Here is a 23,328-nt window from a genome sequence, read left to right as displayed (position 1 = left end):
GAGAGGACCAGAGTCGGTCAATCTGGGTTTTTTCAGTTAATTTGTGACAAAATTGGGTTAGGCAACGCAATTTGAAAAACTGAGAACGGAACAATTCGAAGAGGGCATTTTCGGTGAGCGCCCGCAACACCCAGAGTCGCACCCGGTCCGCAGACTACGGGCTTCGAAAAGGAGAATCCGGGTAAATGTGCAGGCGGGCGGGGGTAAGTCTTGGTGGACACGCGTGAAACGACGAGACCCCGAGGGGATCATTCCACGGGGTCTTGCGCGAAACAAGAACCGCTAAAATCAGCGGATTGCATTTTGGCTCCCCATGTGCAACCTTCTTCATAAACGTTTTCTTTGTCCCGCCGTTAACCGAAAAGTTTTCATATAAACGGGTTATCAAAGAGTATGTCGGTCCTGAGTTGCCGAAAGCGGTGTCAAAATCAATTTCCCTGACAATCGGTCGGCACAAAGAATTGATATCTAATGCAAGCCTACGTAGCGGCCCACGAGTGCCATGCTTTTGTACCACCTGCCGGTCGGCTGCCGCTCCGCCGTTACCGTCGCCCTCGGCCAATTTTGCCAGGTCGTCGGAAATGCCAAACCCAGGCCGGCGGTACTCGTGGCTGAACCACATCATCCAATCCCTCGGGCCACTTCGACCGGAAACAGCACTTTGTCACAACAGAATTTTGTCAATTTGTGTTAACCGCGGCGTAACTTCGTCCCTCCCACCCAATCAGGATCTTTCTTTTCCCTGGTGCGTCGACATGTCTCACTGATCAAACCCCAGTAACCGCTCCGCAAGCTCCAAGGCATCCACCGGCCAGAAACACTCGGGCCGAGGACGGTGCACATTCGGTTTTCCCGCTGCGGGCCGGCAATTCAGGACGGATTCGACCCACTGAGCGGGAACGGCGTCCCGGCCGTGGACAGCGCCTAGAAGTGCACCACAGATGGCGGCATTGGTGTCCGTGTCTCCCCCGCGCATGACCGTGTCCACAACGGCTTCCTCCAGGTTCGGGGCATACAGAAGCTGCCAGAGGGCGTTGCGAAAGGCCGTCAACACCCACCCCTGCAGGCGGACATAATCCGCTGGCGGTGATTCGGCGGCACCTCGGACCGCTTCCAAAAGGCTCCCATCCACCTTCATGTCTTCCGCCCAGGTCAAAATCTGCTCGTAGAGATTTCGGCCGTCGCATCCCTCGCGGATGGCATAGGCAATCGCCATAGCGAACAATGCGTTCGCTTGCTGACAGACCGGATGGGGATGGGTGATCGCCGCGTCCTGCCGTGCCCACTCCGCAACCAACGCCAGGTTGTGGTTGGCTCCGAAGATGCCTAACGGGCTGATCCTCATCATCGCGCCGTTGGCCTGGCTGTCCGGATTGGGACGGCCCCGCAGACCAGCTTCGACTGTCATACCACAATCGAAGGGACCGGATTTCAGCCAGAAGGTGTAGGCCTTTCTCGCTTCTTCGGGATCGTATCTTCTCTGGGCCGCCAGCAAGCGGGCCAGTGCAAGAGCCATTTCGGAATCGTCGGTCGGTTGGCCGGCAATGGTGTTCCACATGCCTCCATCGGCAAGTTCACGGACGCCATTCGGGTATTCCCGCCGAATGTCATCCGGAGTCCGAAACTCCACCAGGCTGCCTAGAGAGTCACCGGCAAGCTGGCCGAGAAGACACCCTTGGGCACGGGAGAGTACAGAAATGTCGCGAAGGTTCCGCCGCGTTGAGCTGTCGCCATTGTTCAATATTCTCATATGACCTCCCACCCTGAGTATTCGCTCAACACCATTCGAACAAACACGCCACCCGTTTCGACTACCGCATATCGATAACAATCAGGTTAAACCACGACTCAGCCACCTGAAAGCGGGAGTCGGTCCGAAAATTTCTAACACGCTCTCAGGAAGGCCCGACTCCAGATTTCCGGCCACAAGTCGATTTTGTCTTTGCCGCCGACCTGCTTGAACGCTGATCTTCGGTCACCGCTCGATATCTGAAAGGGCGCAAGACCGACTACGGCCGATTCCTCAGATTTTGAATACATTTTCTTTGCAGCATGCCCTCTTGAGACTTTTAGCCCAGGTTTGTCGTTTTTTGAAGTTATTGTTATTGCATGCTTTGTTTTTTCTTTACCACTGACTTGGATCTCATAGAAGTGAGCCACAATGCTGTATTTTCCTTTGAGACGCCCGATGCGTTCCAAAACCTTTTCGTTTTTTTGTGTCGCCTTATCTTCTATGAAGGGAATCGGCTGTCTTCTGAAGTTCCTGTTCAAACCTATGCCATTCAACGTTCCCAAGGGGCCATCGTCAAGCCCATCGAGTGTCCCCTCTGGTACTTAAAAACCTCGCCTTCTGTGGACACAAATGGAGTCCACGCCATTGCAGCGAAGCCTGCCAGATCGGCCTTGGTGGTTACCCCGGCATCCATCTCTCCAAAAGATTAGGCCGCCTGTTAGACAACAGCTCACATGGCACGGGAAACTTAAAGAATGATGGCGTGTCATAGATCGGTCCCACAGCATTCCTGTCTGGAAGCCAAAACATTTCAAACCCAGCGGCATTGATCTTCAGGAATCCAAGCCCACACCGGGGTTCCGAGCTGAAGACCTTCGGCGCTCACGCGATCCTTGGAAACCGACGCCAGTAGGCTTCTTTCGGCCAGGCGCACCGTAACCAAAATAAGGTCGTTTCGGCCATGAAGGGCAAGTTCCGTGATGATTCCTTGAAAAACATTGGGCCGATCTTTAAGGCTTTCAGGCAGACTTTTAAAAAGGCTCACATGTTCCGAAGGTACAACGGCTGTGGCTCCACGGGATCGGTTGAGCGCAAGCATAAGTTTCAGACCCCCACCAAGATCTTTCCAAACTTTTCCTGGCACACCCGCATCATTCCACGGACCTTCAAAAAGGTTCATTGGAGCTCGACCCAAAAGGCGCCCGCCATGCATCTGATGGATTTCGTCACAAACCCCCAGAAGCCATCCCCAATCGTGGCTGGTCATGACCACTGTGGTTCCCCACACCGCACGGGCTTTCAAGGCCGCCTGACGGAGAAGGTACGCGGTCTCCATGTCAATTTCGGCTGTGGGCTCATCCAACAGCAACACATGAGGCCGCAAAACAAGCCTCGCCGCCAAGGCCACTCGACGAGCTTCCCCTCCTGAAAGAGAGCGCACCGAACGAGGTCCAAAGACTTCGGGAAGCAATCCCACCCATCGGAGTGCCTCAGCCACGCGGGCCGTGCGATCCCGATGAATCCCTCGCACAGAGAGCCCATAGGCCACATTGTCAGCCACCGTGCGATCTAAAAGGTAGGGATTCTGGGGAAGCAACGTAACGACTTGGCGAAAGTGCGGGGCGTTATTCCGAGAGACCCTTTGGCCTTGAAACGAAATGCTACCCCTGACTGGGAACTCGACAAAGCCAAGGAGCCGAAGAAGCGTGCTTTTTCCGCTTCCGTTGGGGCCCACGAGACCCAAGACAACGCCCGGCGCCATCGACCAACGCTCGATGGAAAGAACCGGCCGGTCGTCATAAATGTGCACGACTCTGTCTAGTTCATAGAGCGGTGTCGATGAAGACATGAGAACATCCATCAAAGACTCGCCTTCATCATCACCGCACTTAGACCCGTTTTCTGAGACCATATAATGCGATGTTGACCAGGAAAGCCAGAGACAGAAGGATAAGACCCAAGGCCACGCCCGAGGCGAAATCGCCTTTGTTGGTCTCCAAGGCGATAGCCGTCGTCAATGTTCGAGTGTGCCACTTGATGTTGCCTCCAACCATGATGGCAATGCCCACTTCCGTGAGTACCCGGCCGTAGGCGGTCACCGATGCCGTCAGCAATCCAAAACGCGCCTCACGCACGCTGGTGAGGAACCGACGCCATCTTCCAGCACCCAGAGATAAAAGGGTTACATGAAGACGTTCGTCCAAGGCTTCCACAGCGGACGCCGTCAGAGCTATCACAATGGGAAGAGCCAAAAGGGTTTGCCCGATAATGATGGCGTGCACGGTGAAAAGCAAACCAAATCGGCCTAAAGGTCCATGGTGCGTCAGAAGCCCATAGACCAAAAGGCCAATGAGGACAGTTGGGAGCGACAGGAGCGTGTCCACAAGCGTGCGTAGAAAGCGACGCCCCGGGAATGAGGCGTACCCTAAAAGAAAGCCCAGCGGGACACCTCCAAGAAGGCTCATGATTAAGGAAGTCGTCGAAACCCAAAGCGTCGTTCGAAGAGCCGAGTAAGTTTCAGGATCACCACCTAGGAGCAGAGAGAGAGCTTTTCCAAATGATACGACAAAATAATCCACATGAGTCCTCTCAGAGCTTTGGATGCCGGGGAAGCCCCTCGTTTATTGAGGACCGCCAGCGTCCGGGAAAAAGACCTGCTTCCCCGAGACACGAAAGGCTTCGATGAAGGCCTGGCCCTCAGGTCCAACCATCCAATCGGTCAAACGCTTGGCTGCTTCAAGCTTAGTTTTAGGGCATTTTTCCGGACTTACAATGATCAAACTGTACCGATTAAGCAAAATCTCACCGCCTTCCACAAGTACGTCCAAAGATCCAGCACGCTTAGGATCCTCCAGGAATTTGGCCAAAGTGGCTCGATCCGTCAATGTGTAGCCGCGACGCTCAGCAGCCACATCCAACGTGGGCATCATCCCTTGGCCTGTTTCCAAGTAAGACGGCAAGGACGCAAAGTTTCCAATGCCGGCTGCTTTCCATAATTCCTTTTCCTTCTGGTGGGTTCCGGAATCATCCCCACGACTGACAAAAACCGAGGACGATGCGTAGATACGACGCAAGGCCTCTTCAATGGTCGTTCCACGGACAGAGGCCGGATCATTGGGGGGGCCCACGAGGACAAAATCATTGTACATCAGCCGACGCCGTTCCTTTCCGTAACCAGCATTCACATAAGCCTTTTCAGCCTCCGGAGCATGCACCAAAAGAATGTCCGCATCGCACCGCTTTCCAAGTTCCAGAGCCTTACCTGTCCCCGTCGGTACCCAACGCAGATCAATACCCAAAATTTTTTTGACTTGTGGAGCCAATGCATCCAGAAAACCAGTGGCATCCGTGCTGGTGGTCGTCGCCATCATAAGCACCTCTTCACCTGAGGCCATCGAAGTTCCCAGACCAGAGAGCAGCACCAGAAGGCCCAAGACACCAACCACACTCATCTTTTTCATGACTTCTCCTCCATGCACACAGCAACCCGTTTTAAGGAAACCTTTCGACTTCGATTCCTAGCCCCGGCACCCGCACCAAACAATCTCTTCAAGACCTTGATTCCAAAGAACAAAACACACACCGAAACATGCGTTGTATCTCATATGATATAACGGCGGGTCAATAAAAATTTGTGGTGACGCTCGGGGCGCGAAAGAGTTCTTTGGGCTATGGCCATGGAGAAAAGACGTCGAAAATGCCAACCACCGATGTTTTTCAAGCCAGGATAACCATTTTGAACAGGCTTGAGTCATCGGGTGATATTGGCTCGATCCGCCGTAAGCCCCTGAAGTTCTCCCAACAAAAAGGGCATGTGTATCTCATAAACATCATTCATACGTGACTTTTTCTTGCGTTCTTCGAGGAACGTAGAGATGGGTGGCGCTGCCGAGAAACACTTCAGCCGCTTCGCCTTCGGTTTCGGACAGTGTAGGATGGGCATGGACGGTGAGGGCCACATCTTCGGCGGAAGCACCCATTTCGATGGCCAAAACCCCTTCGGCGATCATGGTTTCGGCTCCTCGGCCCACAATTCCCATGCCCAGAAGCCGACCGGAATCAGGATCAAAAAGAATCTTTGTCAAACCGTCGGCAGCATCCATAGTCAGGGCCCGACCCGAAGCTCCCCAAGGAAACCTTGCGATTTTCACCGGAATTTTGCTTTGACGGGCTTCGTTTTCCGTAAGTCCCGCCCAAGCGATTTGAGGATCCGTGTAAACCACAGCCGGCACCGCTTGCACATCATACGCTGAAGGCATGCCTGCAATGGCCTCTGCGGCGACTTTCCCTTCACGCATGGCCTTATGCGCCAGCATGGGCTGTCCCGCCACATCGCCCACGGCGTAAATATGAGGCACCGAGGTTCGACGCTGATCATCGACCCGAATAAACCCGGCTTCGTTGACGGCAACACCGGCCTTTTCCAAACCTATGCCGCGGCTCCGGGGCGCTCTGCCGATGGCGATCAGAACACGATCAAACCTTTCGCGAACCGTCCCTGTAGGACCTTTAAGAACAACTTCCACGGCGTCGGCTTCTTCCCGAAGTTCTTCCACTTGGGTTTTGTAGCGCACCGATTCAAAAACAGCCCCGATCCTTTTGGCTAAAGGGCGCACCAAGTCTTCATCCACACCGCTCAAAATGTTGGTGCCTCGATGGACCAGTGTGACCCGACTTCCAAAGACAGCGTAGGCGTAACCCAATTCCAACCCGATATAGCCTCCTCCAACCACAAGAAGCCGTCTCGGAATCTCTTCCAGGGCCAAGGCTCCCGAGGAATCCATGATGCGCCCTTGAGGGCTCAAGGAAATGCCGGAAAGAGTTATGGGTTCGGATCCTACGGCGATGACGGCATGGCGAAATTTAAGATGCGTGATTTCGGAACCTTCTAATCGAAGAGTGTGCGCGTCTTCAAAAACAGCACGAGCCCTTAGAATCTGAACGCTTCGTCTCTTGGCAAGATTATCCAAGCCCGCGGCAAGTTTTTGGACAATACCGTCTTTCCAGCTTCGAAGTTTGTCCAAGTCCAGTTGCGGTTTTTCAAAACGCACGCCTCGATGATAGGCTTCCACAGCGTCCCAAATGATTTCGGCCGTCTGCAACAAAGCCTTGGAGGGAATGCAACCTCTTAGCAAGCATGTCCCTCCGCATTGAGGCTCTAGTTCCACCAGAGTCACCTCGAGACCCAAATCGGCGGCTCGAAAAGCCGCCGCATATCCTCCAGGTCCTCCCCCAATGACCGCCACCTCGGTTTCCTGACTCAATTCCCCCATCACCATAGCGCATTACCCCTCTATTGTCCTATGTGTGGAAAACCGGCTCGCTTCCCTTTGCCAAAGCCAATTGGTTCTCTTGGAATTTGGTTGATAACCAGACTCGGAATACTGCGGAACACCCTTTGAGTCATGTGCCTAAAAACGAAGTTTTCTCTGGGAGTGCGGGTGCCCCGTTTTCGTAAAGAGCGTTACGTCATTAGCGCGCTCTCTGGAAAACTGATGTTTCAAAGGTAAGGGCACGGCACACCGTGGCTTTACAAACCTGAACTGTGTCTGCTTCCGGAGGCGCGGACGTCTTGACCGCGAAGAAATGGGGCCAGAGGACCGCGCTTCCACAAAAACATCCGGTTTTTTTCCTGGTGCAGGAATTTTTTGAGAGAAACACGTCGAAGATGAAAAACATCCAGCGATTGTCCTAACACCGTGTGTCTGTCGGCAACCTGCTGTGAAAGCGGTCGGCTCGCCCGCGCCCATAGAAAAAGTACCTTCTTAGATAATCTTTTGGAGTCGTCATGCCGGTCAGCTTTTCGCGCTTTATAACGCGATCAAAAGTTTCCGCGGATCCTCCAGAAGTGCTTTTAGCCGATTGACGAAGCGAGCTCCATCCGCCCCGTCCACAACACGATGGTCAAAAGCCAAAACCACAGGCAGAATAAGCCGAACCGTTATGCTATGTTCTTCCAAAGTGCCTGTCACGACGGGTTCAAGCCGTGCTCTACCGGCCCCCAAAATAGCTACCTGCGGATAATTGATGATAGGCGTAAACCCTCGCCCACCCAAAGGGCCGATATTGGTGACCGTAAAGGTGCCTCCCGAAACATCGTCGGGGGTCAGTTCACCGGATCGAGCCCGTTGTGAGACCTGCCTGAGTTCAGCGGCCAGTTCCACGACGCTTTTACGGTCCACCTCTTTGAGCACCGGAACCACGAGACCTCGAGGCGAATCCACGGCCACGCCCACATTGAACTGCTCTTGAAAAACGATTTCCTGGCGGGCCTCGTCTAGGCGGGCGTTAAAAGCCGGAAACTCTTTGAGGACCGCCACGACGGCCTTGACAAGAAAAGGCGTGAGGGAAAGGTGCTTTTCAGCTTCGGGCGTTTCGGTATTCAGTTGCTGGCGAAGCCGTTCCAGCTCCGTGATGTCGATCCCTTCGTGGTGGGTCACATGGGGCACTTTTGCCCAGGATTCCGCCATACGGCGCGCGATAACCCGTCGAACCGACCGCAACGGGATACGACGTTCGCTGGGTACCGCCGGTGCCGCTGCCAGGGGTTTCTCGAGGCCGATTTCCTTGGCTGCAAGGCTCGGCGGCGGCACGGCTTCGGTCGGTACCGTCACATCGGGTACTCGGGCGGAAGGTGCCTCGGGCTTTTGCAAAGTCTGAGCCGCTTTTCGCACATCTTCTGCGGTCACACGCCCACCAGGCCCACTGGGACGCACGCTTCGAAGATCTACGCCCAATTCTCTGGCCAAACGCCGCGTTGCCGGAGAAGCCGCCACGGGAAGCCCTTCCTGGAGAGGCACGACCGGTTCCCGAACACTTGGAACCTTGGCCGGGAATTCTCGATCCTGGATCGCCGAGATCTCTTCGGCTTCAAGGACCGTCACCAAAGGATCTCCCACGTGCACCACTTGGCCTGCTTCCACATGCACCGTTTGGACCACACCAGTAAAGGGAGAAGGTATTTCCACACTGGCTTTGTCCGTTTCCACAATAAGCAAAGGCTGACCTTCCGTAACGGATTGTCCCGGTTTGACCAGCACCTCTATGATTTCTCCTTCATGAATGCCTTCCCCCAAATCGGGCAATCGAAAGACTTTTCCCATCGCCGATCCTCCGTTTCAGGCTGCCACCTCAAGGGTTTCCTTCACGGCACGCGCAATCCGCCCTGGGTTTGGAAAGTAGGCTTTTTCTCGAGCGAAAAGCGGCATGATGACATCAAAACCGGTCAGGCGACGTACCGGAGCTTCTAAATAGTAGAAAGCTCTTTCCACCAGGCGCGCCACCAATTCGGCGCCTGGGCCATAGCTTCGCGGAGCCTCATGGACAATGACCACGCGTCCGGTCTTTTTGGCGGAATTGACAAAAAGCGTGTCATCCAGCGGAGACAGGGTCAAAAGATCGATAACATCGGCTTCGATGCCGTCTTCTTTACTGAGTCTTTCGGCAGCTTCCAGGGTGGGTCGCACCAAGGCCCCGTAGGTAATGAGGGTCACATGACGACCTTCGCGCAGGAGCACAGACTGACCGATGGGAAAGGTTTCCTCTTCTTCAGGCACTTCCTCACGAAAGGCTCGATAAACAGCTTTAGGTTCAAAAAAAATCACGGGATCCGGATCCCGAATAGCGCTTACAAGAAGGGCTCGAGCATTTCTAGGACTTGAAGGAATCACCATCTTGAGTCCCGGCATGTGGGCGTAAAAGGCTTCTCGACTTTCGGAATGATGTTCCAAAGCTCGCACATTCCCGCCATAGGGGGTGCGCAAAACCATGGGAACCGTAAAACGCCCTTGAGATCGGTGCCGAAGTCGTGATGCATGGCATTCGATTTGATGAAAATTTAAATATGTAAATCCAGAGAATTGAATTTCGCATACAGGCCGAAGCCCATAAACCGCCATGCCGATGGACATACCCACGATGGCCGATTCAGCCAAGGGTGTATCTAAAACACGGTCCGGGCCGAAGCGATCGATCAGACCTTCGGTGACGCGAAACACCCCGCCGTCCACTCCCACATCTTCCCCCAGAACCACAACCCGATCGTCCTTTTCCATTTCCTGGCGCAACGCCAGGTTCAAAGCTTGCACCATGGTCATCTTAGGCATGGCGGGTCTCCTCCTCTTCTTCTTTCAAATACCGCCGGAGTTCTTCGCGTTGTTCCAGCAAATGGGCAGGCAGTTGTTCAAAGTGGTGATCAAACATTTGCAATGGATCTCCAAGGGTTTGGGAAAGCTCCTCATAGCGCTTCACAGCCTGCTGAATCGCTGAGTCCGCTTCCAAGGCCATGGCCTCGATCGCCTTTGAATCCAACAAGCCTTTAGCGATAAGGTATTTCTCGAACCTTATTATGGGATCTTTTCGAGCCCACTGGGCCACTTCCTCTTCGCTTCGGTATCGGCTGGGATCATCTGCCGTCGTGTGCATAGCCATGCGATAAGTCACACATTCAATGAAGGTCGGCCCACCTCCTGATCGAGCGCGATCCACCGCTTCCTTGGCCGCCGTGTACACGGCCAAAACGTCGTTCCCGTCCACCTGAATGCCTGGCATTTCATAGGCCAAAGCTTTTTGTGCCAGCGTTCGCGATCGGGTTTGTTTGGATCGAGGAATGGAAATAGCCCACTGATTATTTTGGCAGACAAAGACGGTTGGGGTTTGATAAACGGCAGCGAAATTGAGAGCTTCATGAAAGTCGCCTTCCGATGTTGCGCCGTCTCCGAAAAAAGTCATGGCCACTTCGTCGGTCTTTCGATACTTGGCGGCCCAGGCTAATCCGACCGCATGAAGCAGTTGGGATGCCACAGGAATGGCCACGGGCAAGTCTTTTTGCCCTTCGGGGATGCGTCCACCTTCATCAAATCCCCCGAAATACAAAAGAACACTTTCCATAGGGGTGCCACGCCACAGTTGCGCCGCAGTCTCTCGAAAACAAGGAACCATCCAGTCTCGAGGTTCCAGAGCCGCCACGGCGCCTAACTGAGAGGCTTCCTGCCCCTTGATGGGAGCAAAGGTGCCGATACGGCCTTGGCGCTGCAGCTGAAGCATACGCTCGTCAAAGCGACGACCCAAAACCATGAATCGGTAAAGTTTCAAAAGCAGATCTTGAGAAAGTTTTGGCTCGAGAGATTCATCCACAAGACCTTCTTCATCAAGGATGGCCAAAAACTCTAGGGGACTGTCCACTTCCAACGGCTTGCGCGGCATAAAGGACTCCTTTCCTAACCGAAAACTCTTGCCGTACTCCGATCCTTGAACGATCCCTCCACCAGAACCAACAGGCACTTTATCGATCCCGCTAACATGACCGGATCCACTTCGGCAAGGCATCCCTTGGCGAAAAATCATATGTCAATAAAAATCTTTGGAAACAGATGGAATGTGGATCTTGTAGGTTGTCTCGGAAAGGCTGTTCAAAACAGCGAAAGCATGCAGCATGGGCGTGCCGGTTTGAACCGTGTTCAGAAAGTGGCCCGCATGCCACCTTCAAAAACCTCGGTTGCAATTTTGAATTCCCTTCTTTATTTCTTGGCCAAGAACCTTAGTTTAATATTATGGATTATGGGAAAACTCGAACAGGGAGGTCCTAGCATGAAAGACAAGAGAAATTTACACCAAAAGGTGCAGGAACTCTGCGATTGTTTTGCCACCACAGATCCCCTCGTGGAAATGGCAAAGGTTCCCCATGAATCCGATAAAGAGGAAGCCGCCTTGAAATGGGTCGCTTTGGCCGTGCTCCATGGTGTGACCGCCGGTGCGGAAAAGATCAAGATTTCCCGCCATTCGGACGGCAGCGTCGCCGTGAGTGCCAAATATCGAGAAGCGCCTCTGCGGTCACCTGGTCCGGATATTGGATCCAAAGTCATGGAGATCTTAAAGCACGTGGTGGGGTTGGAAGGCGATAAAGGGAAATCTCCATTGGCACTTGGCATTCGCGACAGTCGATTGGAACTTAAGGTCAAGTACGAAAAGGACGATTCCGAAGAAACCGTGACCATTAAATTTCCAGGCTAGAATGCCGCAGCACCTTGGGGCGGACACACCGTTCCGCCCCTACAAGGTGCACGGGGTTTATGCAGAGGGGCTCATCAGTCCCAAACGGCTCCTTCGGGGCGGACACATCGGTTTGCCCCTACCGGGGCACACAGCAGGTATGCACGAACAGTTTGGTATTTGATGCCAAAAGGAATTACGCATCACCGCGAGTTATTTGAGGGGTGGAAAAAGAACGGATACACTGGTCCGCCCCTACACGGTGCTCAAGGCTTATGCAGAGGGGCTTGTCAGTCCCAAACGGAGCTTTTGGGGCGGACACATCGGTCCGCCCCCGGGTAGGGACGTGTTGACGGGTGAACTTATGGACTCGCCCTGAGGCGTGTTTGGCGTTCTACATATCTCTTAGCCTAGTTTCAAAGTCTTTGGCTTCCGCACGGTCCAGATCGAAGTCAAAGAAAATGACTCCCAGCCGGTTTCGACGCGCATCCAGCCATGTGTCAGGAATGGATTCCAGCGTAGGTTTTCCCAGCTCCACTTCCAACACCACGGGGTCACTGTAATGCCCGGCCCGATCTCGAATCCGAAGCGTTACTCTCAAGGTTTCCCAGATCGTTCTGGAATGAAAAGATGGTGTAGGCAAGGTGATCACCCCTTTGAACCGGGCTTGGTTGGATCCTTTCAAGCGAATCAGGTGCTGATCCCACATATGGCCTCCAAGCTGGGACACTTCCGCCCAAATGTAGTCCATATCCCCGTCAGGATCCGAACCGGCCACGAAAATTTCCCAAATTTTTCCAAACCACATGGACGACACGGCAAAAACACCGTCGAACCTCGGGGCATTGGGGCCTGTAGATACGCCCGTTACCAAGGGCCCATGCTGTGCGATGGGACGGCATCCCAAAGCGAGCAAGACCGCCAAAAACACTAAAGAAAACCTCATAGTTTTAAGGAAACGATCCATAGCCTGCTCCTATGGCTTCGAATGTGAAAAATCTCTAGTCAAGAATCATCTAACCAGTGTGAACCCAAGGGTCAACGCTGTCACCTCATCGTTTCTTAGAAAAGGTTTTTTTAACCCGGAACCTGTTCGAAAACCCGCAATACCAAGGTCATTAACGGCATTTCAAGTTTGGAGGGCGAGGGCGCGCCTCGCTCCTACCGGGTATTTTCTTGCGGACGACCGCCTCTGACCTGCTCATGGTGCGGGCTGGACGCCCGCACTCTCAGGAACGAATCTGTTCTCGAAAAGGCTCGTGGGACTTCCGGAGTCTCGCTCCTTTGTTGGATGGGCAAGAGCTGTGTCATTTCACGGGAGCCGTCCCTTCCCTCATTGTCACTCCAAGTGCTTCGCACCAGGCGGCTCCCATCCAAGTGTCATTTCGCGGGAGCCGTCCCTTCCCTCATTGTCGGACAGCTTGCTTCGGCAAGGTTTTTCTAGATCATTTGAAGATCCACCCCCGGAATCTGGGATGGTGATGAAAAAGCGTTTTTTTCATACATTTCCACCATGGACAAAAAAAGCAAGGCGTGCTGGAATTTGTTCTGATATCACGGTTGCAAATCCATGCATTCACTTGGCTCACACGGGCACATCCCGGAAAGGACAATCTCTATGATGCCGACAAACCCTGACCTTTTTCCCGTCAAGAAGGAAGGTGTCTTTCTCGCCCATTGCGCTATTTCTCCTCTACCTCAGCCGGCTTTCGAGGCCCTGACCCGTGTTTCCGTCGCCCAGATGCATCGGGGCGGATTCGGCCTGGCACCGTATCGAAACATTGGGGAGGAGCTGCGGAAAGCTGCCGCAGAACTTCTGCGCACAAGCCCTGACAATGTGGCCTTTGTGAAAAACACTTCAGAAGCCATGGGGATGATCGCCCACGGCTACCCCTTTCGAGAAGGAGATGAAATTCTCAGCTACATTCATGAATACCCGGCAAACCATTACCCTTGGCGTTTGCAGGAAAGAAGAGGCGTTCGACTGGTGCTCCTGCCCAACCGGCCCACAGCGCTTCGACCCACGCGAAGCCTTCCGTGCGGTTGGTCCATGGAAGATGTGGTCCGTTTGACCACACCTCGCACACGCCTGATCGCCATCAGCCATGTGCAGTTCACCAGCGGCTACGCCGCTGATCTGGATGAACTGGGAACCTATTGCCATGAACGCGGCATCGACCTTGTGGTGGACGCCGCCCAAAGCCTGGGAAGCCTCGTCATAGATCCCGCACAATGCCATATTTCGGCTCTGGCCGCTTCCGGTTGGAAATGGCTTTTCGGCCCTACGGGCACGGGGCTTTTTTATACTTCCCCGGAATTTCGACAAAAACTAGGAGATGTCCTGGTGGGCGCCGAGGCTATGGTTCAAGGCGATGATTATCTCAACCACACGTGGCAGCCTCACACCACTGCCCGTCGTTTTGAATACAGCACTTCCCCCACCATCCTGGCGGCGGCTCTTGCAGCAAGCTTGCAATCCGCCATTCTTCCGGTCGGTATTGAAACCATTCAAAAGGAAATCTTTCGCCTTCAGGACCGCATCCTTCAAAGCTTGGATGCCGAACGATACACACCCCTCGTTTTCCATCAACGACACCGGTCAGCCATTCTATCTCTCATATGCCATCGATCGCCGGAAGAGATCATGAAAGAGGCGGCATTACGCGGCGTCTTCGTCTCAGCGAGATCAGGTTACCTGCGTCTGGCCCCTCATTGGTGCACCTCGGACGAAGAAATCGATCAAGCCATGGCCGTGCTCAACAGCCTCTAGCGCAAATACCCCCAAGCCACCAGCCGTTGGTAGCAGTATTGGGCCATGGGCCCTTTTTTCACTTTTTTGAGGACCGTGTAGTACGCGCGGGCCGCTCGATCCCTATGGCCCATGGCTTCCCAGTTTCTTCCCATATAGAAAAGAACCGAGGGCTGGTTGGGAACAATCTTATCGGCCTCACTCAGGTGCTGCAAACTTTCCTGGTAATTCTGATCATGAAAAAGAACGACTCCGGCCACGTACCGAGCATGGTACAGATTGGGATACAGCTCGACGGATCGACGGGCGGAGCTCACGGCTGCTCGGGTGTTTCCCGCCGTTTTTTCAGCCACCGCACGGGACACCCAAATAAGGGCTTCCTTGGGGGCCTCATTGGTCGCACGGCTGAGAAGAGAGACGGCTCGAGATGCATTGCCTCGACTCAAGGTTTCTTTGGCTTCATCCATGAGGGCATAGGCCGGAGCCACGCTTCGCAGGTACTGGGTGTGTTCCTGAAAGGAGGTTTGCCGCAGCGCTTCCGGAGTTCGCAGACTCGGACCATACTGTTCCAGCCTTTGGTTGGCAGCCATGATACGTTCCGATGTCAAAGGATGGCTGGAAAAAAAACTTTCCAGAAGCGACGGCTGTCTCTTTCCCTCTTCCTGGAGCATGGCCATGGTCTGCACATAGCCTGCAGGGTTGTATTGAGCTCGCACCATGTATTCCATGCCCAGTTCGTCCGCCTGGCGCTCCTGATCCCGGCTGTATTTCATAAGAACCAAATTGGCCGCTAAAAGACCCGCTTGGGAAATCAAATCACTTCCGGCCACCCCGGCTGCTTGTAACATCGTTGACCCTATACCCGTTACAAGACCCGCGACCGTCTGGCGCGTGTAAAATGTGGCATGATGCATAGCGGACACATGGCCGATTTCATGACCCAAAACGGCGGCCAGTTGCGCTTCGTTTTGCAATTTGGCCACCATGCCTCGAGTGATGGAGATCTTTCCGCCCGGCAGGGCATAGGCGTTCATTTCGGATCCGTTCACCACGTTGAATTCATACGGCATGTTCGGTCGATGACTGACGATCGCCAAGCGTTTTCCAACGGTTTGCACGTAATCTTGCAGCACGGGATCTTGAAACAAGCCGTAAGACATTTGGGTGTAGAGAGGGTAAAGCTCTTGGCCCATGGCCATTTCCTGCTGAGGGCTCATGAGCGAAAATTGGCTCTGTTGCGTGACAGGGTTGACAGCACATCCCACCATGAGCAAGGCAAGCACCCACGGAAAAAGTTTTAGACCCACCCGGATCGGCACGGTTCACTCCTATTCGAGGCTTTTTCTGCAGCCGATTTCGACGATCTAGAGTTCTTCCTATGAATTCTTCACAATTTACGACCTCAAAGGCACCTTTTCATTCATCAAAGCATCACTGTCGAATGAGGCGAAAACCCAGATCCTGACTTCGACGATCAGGGCGGCTGAGAGCATCGCGCTTGGCACAGCGCACATGCTCAGGCCGACTGTGCCAGCTGCCGCCCCGAATCACGCGAGCCGTCACATTGGAATCCATCACGGCCGGATTTTTCGTCCCATGCTTTCGGTACGCGTTTGGATCATAACCGTCCATACACCATTCCCAAACATTTCCCAGCATATCGTACAAGCCAAAAGCATTGGGTTGATAAGAGGCGGCCGGTGCTGTGAACACGAAACCGTCAGAACACCCATGCACGTCCCAGGACGGAAAATCCTCAGCCGCCGTCCTGTCAGCCACATTGGCGTAGGAGCAGGCCGCATGAGAGTCTTCTCCCCAAAACCTGGCCTCCATACGGCCGGATCGACAGGCGTATTCCCACTGCGCTTCCGTCGGCAATCCAAAAGTAACCTGCGCCTTTTCTTCCAGCCATTTGGCCATGGCCAAGGCGTCCTGGAGAGAAACATGGACCACCGGGTGCGAATCATCCTGATAAAACCCCGGGCGTCTCCAGGAATACCCGCCCCTCTTTTCCCACGAGCCCGTATAGACCCACGAATAACCTTCCCTTTCGGCATCGGTCACGTATCCCGAAGCCTCCACGAAACGACGAAATTCTTCTCGAGTCACTTCCCTTTGGCCGATCCAAAAACCGTCCAAACAAACTTCATGAGTCGGTCCTTCATCCCGGTCCCTTCCCTGTTCCGATTCCTCACTACCCATGCGGAAACATCCCTCAGGAATCCAAATAAAGGTCATGCCCGTCACAGGTTCCACCCAGAGACGGCCTTCTCCATTGGATGAGACCGTTGTTTCCCTTTTTCCTGAAAAGGCCGTGGAAGTCCCTTGCAGGACGGCTTTTTTCACCGGGGACCATGCCGAAAGCATCTTTTGGACAAAACCCTCCAGGGGAGCAGAGAATCCCGGCCAAAATCGCCATGCCGTTACACTGCAGAAAATGATCAAAAGGGCAAGAGTCAGAAGTTTTTTCATGATTCTTCACTCTAGCGCGCTTCAGATCGAATGACATCCACCGGCTGAATCGCTAAGGCTTTTCGTGATGGATAAATGCCGGCCCCAATCCCTACAGCTACTGAGGCCACAAAAGATCCTACCAGTCCCATCCAGGATGTAGCCACGGGGTAATGCAACCATGTGAAGAGGAGAGTGCTGCAAAGGACACCAAGAAGAATGCCGAAAAATCCGCCCAGAAGCGCGATGGTCGAGGATTCGGTCAGAAACTGCACGGCGATATCCCGGCGTCTCGCCCCGACGGCTCGACGCAGCCCGATTTCCAAACGACGTTCGTTCACAATGAGAATCATGATGGAAAGGATTCCCATGCCACCAATGCTAAAGGAAACCACGGCGGCGATACGTCCCAACAGAGTAATCATGGTCATGGCCTCACTCTTGAGCGCCATCACGTCCCGCATGTCCACCACGGTGAAATCATCTCGCTTGCCGAAACTGATCTTGTGCCGCACACGCAAAAGATCTTCGATTTCCTTTTTGGTTGCAGATAACATTTCTTCTCGAAGCACACGCACATAGATGGTGGAGATGAAAGTCTTGTTGACGAAGCGATGCAAGAAGGTCTTGAGCGGCATAAAGATCTGGTTGTCTTGATCAAATCCCGATATGTCGGCCCCTTTTTCTTCCATGACGCCAATGACCTGACATGGCACACGGCGGATCAGAACGATACGGCCCAATGGGTTTTCATCAGGAAAAAGTTTGGAAGCCACCTTATGCCCTAGCACCACCACCTTGGCCGAGGATTTTTCATCCTCATCTGAAACGAACCGGCCGAGACGTGGGTAGAAGTGACGAACCGTGGGATAGTTCGGGGTCACCCCCGTGATTAAGACATCCTTGAGGACTTTCGAGTCGGCACGCACCACGAAAGCCTTGCTCGAAGAAGGACTCACGGCTTCGACCCACTGCGTCCCGTTCAAAATGGCCTCCGCATCTTCCCGGGTCAATGTGTTCGCCTGAGAAATGAGGCGCGTGCGCATACCAAAGGTTCGCACGGTTCCGCTTTGCACGATAAGAAGATTTTCTCCGAGAGCCGCGGTTTCCTGACGGGTTTTGAGGTTCATGGACTGGGAAAGGCTGGAAACCGTCACCAGGGAGAAAGTGCCCAGAAAAACACCGAGAACCGCCAGAACGGTGCGGAGCTTGAAATTGGCCAAAGAACGGCGGGCTATCTGAAGGTTAAGGGCAATACGGCGAAAATTCATGCCTCATGATCCCTTACGGACCGCCTCGATAGGAGGCACCGCGGCTGCCTTTCGAGCCGGCTGTAGGCCGAAAATCACACCCACCAAGGTGGCCATGATCATGCCCACGGCAAAAGCCTTCCAGGAAAAATACATAGGAAAATCGGCAACAGTTTTCAACAAAGGGCCGCCAAGCACGCCGATGCCAAAGCCTAAAAGGCCGCCTAACAGCGTCAAGGTGACGGCTTCGGAAAGAAATTGAAAGAGAATATCCCGGCGTCTCGCCCCCACGGAACGTCGAATACCGATCTCAGGAATCCTTTCACTGACCGAAAGCAAGAAAAGGTTGGCAAGGACAAACCCCGCCACCACAAGGGACAAAAGACCCGTGATTCCAATGAAGATAACCAAAGATCCCGTGAGAGCCACAAGGAATTTGACGATTTCCCTAGGAGAGACGATGCGAAAATCGTCCGGCTGACCTTCTTGCAACTGATGCCGTTTTCTCATGAATTGACGCACTTCGGCTTCAAAATGCTCCATCCGTTTTGGATTCACAAATCTCATGCGCACAGCCTGGACCCGATCCTTTTCGTTAATGACTTTCTTCATCAAGGTGGTGATAGGCATGACGATACGGTCGTCTAGATTGTGTCCTGGCCCCGTGGATCCCCTTTCTTCCAAAACCCCGATCACTTGCACGGCCAAATGGCGAACGAAAATGGACTTCCCAATGGGGTCCTCGTCGGGGAACAATTCCTGAACAATGGTTCTCCCGATCAAAGCCACATTACGCATGCCTTTGACATCCTGCTCGGTCAGGTCCCGACCCTCGGTCACAGGCCACGACCAGCTGAGACTATAGCCTGACGTCGTGCCTACAAGACGTGTCTGATGCTTTCGATTAAGATATGAGACGATCACATCGCCTCGAGAACTCATGGGTACCACCAGATACGCCGTGGGAAAAGCTTGTCGCAACGCTTCGACATCTTCCAAGGTGATCGTGCGTTCCCTTCTTCCAGTGGCCCGCGCCTCCTCGCTTTCTCCAAAAAGGAGCAAAGCGTCGGGACCGAACCGATCCACCATATCGTAAGCCCTTTTGTAAGCACCTTCCGTGGCCGCCACAATGATGGTGATGGCTCCCACACCTAAAGCCACACTCAAAGAACAGAACACCGCTCGAAGCCGATAGGCTCGCACGGCCCGCCATGCATCGACACATTGAAGCCAGAACCGCTTCATGCCTCAGTTATCCTCTCGAATCTTGCAAGGCTTCGTTTCGACCCGGCGGGATTCCTGTCAAGAAGGGCCTCGAGCACTGTCTTCCACTATGAGGCCGTCTCGCATGCGAAGTATTCTTCGAGTATACGAAGCCACTTCCGGGTCATGGGTGACCACCACGATGGTGGTTCCTTGAGTGTTCAGGTGCACAAGAAGTTCCATAATGTCTTTGGCCGTGGCCGAATCCAGGGCTCCCGTCGGCTCGTCCGCCAGAAGCAGCCGCGGGGAGTTCATGAGGGCTCGAGCGATGGCTACCCTTTGTTGCTGGCCTCCGGACAGTTGATTGGGTTTGAATTGGGCACGATCCTGTAAACCCACCAGGGAAAGCAGTTCCATAGCCCGTTGACGCCGGCCGTCCAACTTACGATCCAGGTAGAGTGTGGGCAAAAGAACATTTTCCAAGGCCGTGGCATAGGGCAGAAGATGAAAGCTCTGAAAAATGAAGCCAATATGTTCACTGCGCATCCGTGACAATTCATCGTCACTCATGTGTGTCACATCTTTTCCGGAAAGGACGTAACGGCCTTCGGTAGGCACATCCAAGCAGCCTAAGATATTCATGAGAGTGGTCTTACCCGATCCTGACGGTCCCATGATAGCGGTCAACTCCCCGGGTTCGATGGTCAAGCTCACTCCACGAAGAACATCCACGCGGACATCGCCCATCAGGTAGCTTTTTCGAACATTTTCAAGCTGACACAGGCTCATGCCACCCCTTTGTCATTCCCTTCGCCTTCACGGACGCCCCATGTGAGCAAACCCAAAAGCCAGGAAAGCCCAAGCCGCAAAACCCCTCTTAACGCTCTGAATGCTCATCGGCTGTGGAACCCTCCGGCAGGCCAATAGGTTCGCCCTTACGGATCCCCGCCATGACACCGAGAACTGAAGACCTTCGGAGTCCTCGGTCTTCCGAACAGTCCAACGGCACGTGCCACCCTTTTTCCGGAAGCGCAGGGTCTCACTCCTGGCTGAGAAGCGGGCCGAAGATCTGTGCTTCCACAGAATGAGCCTTCTTCAGGTTTGCAGGGGCACGGCGCGCCGTACGCCTAGGTCGCAAAACCTCTGTTTCCCGGAAAGCTCGAGCCTTCGACCCCGCATTTGTTCACGTGAGACGCCCGCGCTCCCTAGGAGACATTCCCTCCTGAACAAGCTGCTAGTGTCTTCCGGCACCTGCACCGGAGCCGGAGCCTGGCCCGGCACCGTGGCCGCCTTGAGCCTGAGGCAGAATTATTTTGGTAGCGACGAGCTGTCCTTCGCTCAAACCCGAAACAATTTCGGTCCGGTTTTCCCCGCGTATCCCGACGCCGACCGGGACCTTTTGCGGGGTTTCTTGACCTTCGACAAGGACGTAGACCACCTGGCGGCCGGCTTCAAACTTGATGGCCGAGTTTGGCACAGACAAAGCATTGGTTTTTTCGCTAAGCACAATACGGCAATAGGTGGTCATTTCGGGCCTCAAGACGGCGGCGTCTTCCGGGCTGATTTTGACGATAGCAAGGTAATAGACAATATTTTCTCGAATCACGGGCTGATGGTAAATATCCGTGATCGTCCCAAAAAATGTGCGATCCGGGTAAGTGTCTACGGAATATTCCACCATCTGATTCAAACGGACGCGCCCGATATCCGTTTCATCCACGTAGATCTGCATTTCCAATTGTGTGGGATCCATAATGACCACCAGGTTGGCCGTCTGCAACCCTGTGACGATGGTTTCCCCTTGCTGGGCCGCCACTTCCGTCACAACTCCGTCAATGGGAGCATAGATCCGCGTGTAGCTCAGACGAATCTCATCCTGTTTCAGTTTCGCTTCGGCCTCTTTCAGTTTCGCTTCGGCAACAGCCAGCTGGGTTTCCCATTCTCGACGTAATCTTTCCAGCACGGCTCGGGCCGCATCGTGTTCCGACTGGGCTCGATCCACCGCGTCACGTGTCGTATAGTCCTCTTGAATCAAGGCTTTTTCACGACGCAGATTGATCTCAGCCAGACGAAACCGAGCCTCCGCCTCTCGAATCCTTTGCGGGTACACGGTCTGCACTTCTTTTAAGGTATTTCGAGCCGCCTCCAGAGAAGCACGATCGAGGGCCAAGGTTTTTTGGATTTCCCGATCGTCGATGCGTGCAATGAGGTCACCCTTGTGGACTCTATCCCCGACCCGCACACGCATTTCTTCAATGAGGCCCGTGGCTCGAGATCCCACCTTGATAAGAGCGCCGACTCGCGATTTGATCATCCCTGTAGCCACCAATATCTCACGAATGGTAGCCCTTTCCACCGCAGTCGTTTCCAGAACCTGCACCGCCGACGGCGCCTTCCATTTTCGATATCCCAAAACACCCGCCGCCACGAGCCCAAGGATGACCAAAACCACAATCCCTTTTTTCACGTTCCGTCACTCCGCTTTCATGAGCTCATCCAATCGTTCCAAACCCACGGCCCGCTGTAAATTCACCAAGCTCACGTTCCATTGGCCCAAAGCTTCCTGAAGCCGGACTCGAGCCGCCCCTAAAGCACTTTCAGCCCGTACCAGGGACAACACATCCCCCTTACCGACCCGGTATTCCCCCAAAGCCTGACGATAATTGTGTTCGGCTTGCACGAGCACCGATCGGGCCAAATCCACGTTACGCCGAGACGTAAGTGCTCGATCATAGCGGCTGTGGCATTCCAGAAGCCCTTCACGCAACGCCTCGGAAAGGCGGTCCTGAGCTGCTCTGAGTTGGGCCGAGGCGGCTTTTCGGTTGTAGTACTTGTCCAGGCGAAAAAGGTTCCACGAAGCCGTGAATCCCACACGTTTCTCGTCGTCCACCTGAGCGTAAAGGCCCGTGCCGTCGTTGCTGATATAGCTCGCCTCGGCTTTTAGTTGAGGCCAGAAAGGAGAAAAGGTTTTCTGTTCCTGCGATTTGGCCAAAGCCACGGCCAGTTGCGCCAGACGCACTTCGGGGCGCAGTTTTTCCGTAAGAGCCAAAAGCTCTTCGCGTTCCTTCAACGTCCCGAGATACTGCAGTCCGCCCACCGCTTCTTCCGCGGCATCCAAAGGTCGACCCACTAGAGACCACAAGGTGGCGCGTGCTGTCGACAAGTCCCCTTCAGCGCTGTTTTTTTCAAAAAGGGATTCTTCATACCGCACCGAAGCCTGCAGAACATCGGATTTCATGGCAACACCCAAACGATACCGTCCTTCGGCGATTTCCAAGTCCTTGCGGGCGTCTTCCACTTGTAACGCCCGTTCTGCCACAATACGTGTCCTTGCCAGCACGAGAAAAAAGGCTTCCGAGACGTCTCGAATGACATTTAATTGAGCGGCACGCAGGGCTTCTTCCGCTTGAGCCAACTGAATCTTGGCTGCGGATCGTTCCGAAAACCGACTCCCTCCGTCAAAAAGGATGTATTCCGCTCCCAGCGACGATTGATCTCGACGATCCTCCGAACCTCCCCTGGAAACCTGAGACGTCGACCCCGTAAGATCCAACGATGGGGCGTAGGGAGAAAGGCTGGAACGTTCCAGGGCTTTTCTGGCCTGCAGATCCTGTTCGGCGGCTTTGACTTGAGGGTGTGTCGCCAAGGCTTGCTTCAGGGCATCTTCCAGGGTCAAGGCCACGGCGCCGGAACTTGAAAACAAACACACCCCAACGATGATAAATAAGTATTTAAATAGCTTAGCTAAAACATTTCCCTGATGCATCCGTGTGCAAGAACCCTTTAAAGGTTCGCTCGAAAATAAAAAAAGGCGATGGACTTCCTGGAAGCGCGGGTCTTCGACACGCTTATGCTGCGGTCGAAACGTCCGCGCTTCCAAGGAAAAATCCGTCTTGGGAAAAACGCGTCGAAGATTGCCAGGCAAGGAAGACGTGCGAAAGTTTTCCCGGCAG

19 protein-coding genes are annotated in these 23,328 nt (G+C 53.9%); 2 read left to right on the top strand and 17 right to left on the bottom strand.

Annotated elements, in window-relative coordinates:
* Positions 1-760: 760 nt before the first annotated feature.
* The 9 genes from WHS46_13865 to pdhA all read right to left on the bottom strand — a co-directional run bounded on the left by WHS46_13865 (position 761) and on the right by pdhA (position 10,936).
* Positions 761-1,750 (bottom strand): ADP-ribosylglycohydrolase family protein, encoded by a 990-nt coding sequence (locus tag WHS46_13865; GenBank protein ID MEJ5349762.1) that lies wholly within the window; start codon positions 1,748-1,750, stop codon positions 761-763.
* A 134-nt stretch (positions 1,751-1,884) separates the two neighbouring features.
* Positions 1,885-2,295, bottom strand: a complete 411-nt coding sequence (locus WHS46_13860) for a hypothetical protein (protein ID MEJ5349761.1) — start codon at positions 2,293-2,295, stop codon at positions 1,885-1,887.
* A gap of 248 nt (positions 2,296-2,543) precedes the next feature.
* Positions 2,544-3,593, bottom strand: a complete 1,050-nt coding sequence (locus WHS46_13855) for an ABC transporter ATP-binding protein (GenBank protein ID MEJ5349760.1) — start codon at positions 3,591-3,593, stop codon at positions 2,544-2,546.
* Positions 3,594-3,621: 28 nt separating this feature from the next.
* Positions 3,622-4,311: an ABC transporter permease gene (locus tag WHS46_13850; protein MEJ5349759.1), complete on the bottom strand. Its 690-nt coding sequence runs from the start codon at positions 4,309-4,311 to the stop codon at positions 3,622-3,624.
* A 42-nt stretch (positions 4,312-4,353) separates the two neighbouring features.
* Positions 4,354-5,193, bottom strand: a complete 840-nt coding sequence (locus tag WHS46_13845) for a substrate-binding domain-containing protein (protein MEJ5349758.1) — start codon at positions 5,191-5,193, stop codon at positions 4,354-4,356.
* A 369-nt stretch (positions 5,194-5,562) separates the two neighbouring features.
* The gene (lpdA, locus tag WHS46_13840) at positions 5,563-7,011 is read right to left on the bottom strand and encodes a dihydrolipoyl dehydrogenase (GenBank protein ID MEJ5349757.1); all 1,449 of its coding nucleotides are present in this window, start codon (positions 7,009-7,011) and stop codon (positions 5,563-5,565) included.
* A 531-nt stretch (positions 7,012-7,542) separates the two neighbouring features.
* Positions 7,543-8,835 carry a dihydrolipoamide acetyltransferase family protein gene (locus WHS46_13835; protein MEJ5349756.1) on the bottom strand — a complete coding sequence of 431 codons (1,293 nt, stop codon included), beginning with the start codon at positions 8,833-8,835 and terminating at the stop codon, positions 7,543-7,545.
* Positions 8,836-8,850: 15 nt separating this feature from the next.
* Positions 8,851-9,837 (bottom strand): alpha-ketoacid dehydrogenase subunit beta, encoded by a 987-nt coding sequence (locus WHS46_13830; protein MEJ5349755.1) that lies wholly within the window; start codon positions 9,835-9,837, stop codon positions 8,851-8,853.
* A complete protein-coding gene (gene pdhA, locus WHS46_13825; GenBank protein ID MEJ5349754.1) occupies positions 9,830-10,936 on the bottom strand; it encodes a pyruvate dehydrogenase (acetyl-transferring) E1 component subunit alpha in 1,107 nt (368 codons plus the stop codon). The genes WHS46_13830 and pdhA overlap by 8 nt, the downstream gene beginning before the upstream one ends.
* 384 nt (positions 10,937-11,320) lie before the next feature.
* On the opposite strand from pdhA, the gene WHS46_13820 reads away from it, so the two are divergent.
* A complete protein-coding gene (locus WHS46_13820) occupies positions 11,321-11,743 on the top strand; it encodes a hypothetical protein (GenBank protein MEJ5349753.1) in 423 nt (140 codons plus the stop codon).
* A gap of 373 nt (positions 11,744-12,116) precedes the next feature.
* On the opposite strand, the gene WHS46_13815 is transcribed toward WHS46_13820, so the two are convergent.
* Entirely contained in the window at positions 12,117-12,689 is a 573-nt protein-coding gene (locus WHS46_13815; GenBank protein ID MEJ5349752.1) for a hypothetical protein, read from the bottom strand.
* Positions 12,690-13,340: 651 nt separating this feature from the next.
* Between WHS46_13815 and WHS46_13810 the strand changes: the two genes are divergently transcribed.
* Positions 13,341-14,492, top strand: a complete 1,152-nt coding sequence (locus WHS46_13810) for an aminotransferase class V-fold PLP-dependent enzyme (protein ID MEJ5349751.1) — start codon at positions 13,341-13,343, stop codon at positions 14,490-14,492.
* Here WHS46_13810 and WHS46_13805 read toward each other — a convergent pair.
* From WHS46_13805 to WHS46_13775, 7 genes are all read right to left on the bottom strand, one after another.
* Complete coding sequence (locus tag WHS46_13805; GenBank protein MEJ5349750.1) at positions 14,489-15,790, bottom strand: M48 family metalloprotease; 1,302 nt, start codon at positions 15,788-15,790, stop codon at positions 14,489-14,491. The two genes, WHS46_13810 and WHS46_13805, sit on opposite strands and share 4 nt — an antisense overlap.
* A gap of 112 nt (positions 15,791-15,902) precedes the next feature.
* Positions 15,903-16,943 (bottom strand): formylglycine-generating enzyme family protein, encoded by a 1,041-nt coding sequence (locus tag WHS46_13800; protein ID MEJ5349749.1) that lies wholly within the window; start codon positions 16,941-16,943, stop codon positions 15,903-15,905.
* Positions 16,944-16,954: 11 nt separating this feature from the next.
* On the bottom strand, positions 16,955-18,193 hold the full coding sequence (locus WHS46_13795; protein ID MEJ5349748.1) for an ABC transporter permease: 1,239 nt from the start codon (positions 18,191-18,193) through the stop codon (positions 16,955-16,957).
* Between the two features lie 3 nt (positions 18,194-18,196).
* The gene (locus WHS46_13790) at positions 18,197-19,417 is read right to left on the bottom strand and encodes an ABC transporter permease (protein MEJ5349747.1); all 1,221 of its coding nucleotides are present in this window, start codon (positions 19,415-19,417) and stop codon (positions 18,197-18,199) included.
* Between the two features lie 57 nt (positions 19,418-19,474).
* Positions 19,475-20,164, bottom strand: coding sequence for an ABC transporter ATP-binding protein (locus tag WHS46_13785; protein MEJ5349746.1), 690 nt, complete (start codon positions 20,162-20,164; stop codon positions 19,475-19,477).
* Positions 20,165-20,609: 445 nt separating this feature from the next.
* Positions 20,610-21,842 (bottom strand): efflux RND transporter periplasmic adaptor subunit, encoded by a 1,233-nt coding sequence (locus tag WHS46_13780; protein ID MEJ5349745.1) that lies wholly within the window; start codon positions 21,840-21,842, stop codon positions 20,610-20,612.
* A 6-nt stretch (positions 21,843-21,848) separates the two neighbouring features.
* The gene (locus WHS46_13775; protein ID MEJ5349744.1) at positions 21,849-23,141 is read right to left on the bottom strand and encodes a TolC family protein; all 1,293 of its coding nucleotides are present in this window, start codon (positions 23,139-23,141) and stop codon (positions 21,849-21,851) included.
* Positions 23,142-23,328 lie beyond the last annotated feature (187 nt).

The organism is Desulfosoma sp. (assembly GCA_037481875.1).
GTDB lineage: Bacteria > Desulfobacterota > Syntrophobacteria > Syntrophobacterales > DSM-9756 > Desulfosoma.
Note: the sequence above shows the minus strand (reverse complement) of the source record. Positions and strands in the feature narration are given on the sequence as shown.

What these genes read in the sequence shown, in the direction of transcription:
- WHS46_13865 (MEJ5349762.1), bottom strand. Translation starts at nt 1,750, where the DNA reads ATGAGAATATTGAACAATGGCGACAGCTCAACGCGGCGGAACCTTCGC.
- WHS46_13855 (MEJ5349760.1), bottom strand. Translation starts at nt 3,593, where the DNA reads ATGGATGTTCTCATGTCTTCATCGACACCGCTCTATGAACTAGACAGA.
- WHS46_13845 (MEJ5349758.1), bottom strand. Translation starts at nt 5,193, where the DNA reads ATGAAAAAGATGAGTGTGGTTGGTGTCTTGGGCCTTCTGGTGCTGCTC.
- lpdA (MEJ5349757.1), bottom strand. Translation starts at nt 7,011, where the DNA reads ATGGTGATGGGGGAATTGAGTCAGGAAACCGAGGTGGCGGTCATTGGG.
- WHS46_13835 (MEJ5349756.1), bottom strand. Translation starts at nt 8,835, where the DNA reads ATGGGAAAAGTCTTTCGATTGCCCGATTTGGGGGAAGGCATTCATGAA.
- WHS46_13830 (MEJ5349755.1), bottom strand. Translation starts at nt 9,837, where the DNA reads ATGCCTAAGATGACCATGGTGCAAGCTTTGAACCTGGCGTTGCGCCAG.
- pdhA (MEJ5349754.1), bottom strand. Translation starts at nt 10,936, where the DNA reads ATGCCGCGCAAGCCGTTGGAAGTGGACAGTCCCCTAGAGTTTTTGGCC.
- WHS46_13820 (MEJ5349753.1), top strand. Translation starts at nt 11,321, where the DNA reads ATGAAAGACAAGAGAAATTTACACCAAAAGGTGCAGGAACTCTGCGAT.
- WHS46_13815 (MEJ5349752.1), bottom strand. Translation starts at nt 12,689, where the DNA reads ATGGATCGTTTCCTTAAAACTATGAGGTTTTCTTTAGTGTTTTTGGCG.
- WHS46_13810 (MEJ5349751.1), top strand. Translation starts at nt 13,341, where the DNA reads ATGATGCCGACAAACCCTGACCTTTTTCCCGTCAAGAAGGAAGGTGTC.
- WHS46_13800 (MEJ5349749.1), bottom strand. Translation starts at nt 16,943, where the DNA reads ATGAAAAAACTTCTGACTCTTGCCCTTTTGATCATTTTCTGCAGTGTA.
- WHS46_13795 (MEJ5349748.1), bottom strand. Translation starts at nt 18,193, where the DNA reads ATGAATTTTCGCCGTATTGCCCTTAACCTTCAGATAGCCCGCCGTTCT.
- WHS46_13790 (MEJ5349747.1), bottom strand. Translation starts at nt 19,417, where the DNA reads ATGAAGCGGTTCTGGCTTCAATGTGTCGATGCATGGCGGGCCGTGCGA.
- WHS46_13785 (MEJ5349746.1), bottom strand. Translation starts at nt 20,164, where the DNA reads ATGAGCCTGTGTCAGCTTGAAAATGTTCGAAAAAGCTACCTGATGGGC.
- WHS46_13775 (MEJ5349744.1), bottom strand. Translation starts at nt 23,141, where the DNA reads ATGCATCAGGGAAATGTTTTAGCTAAGCTATTTAAATACTTATTTATC.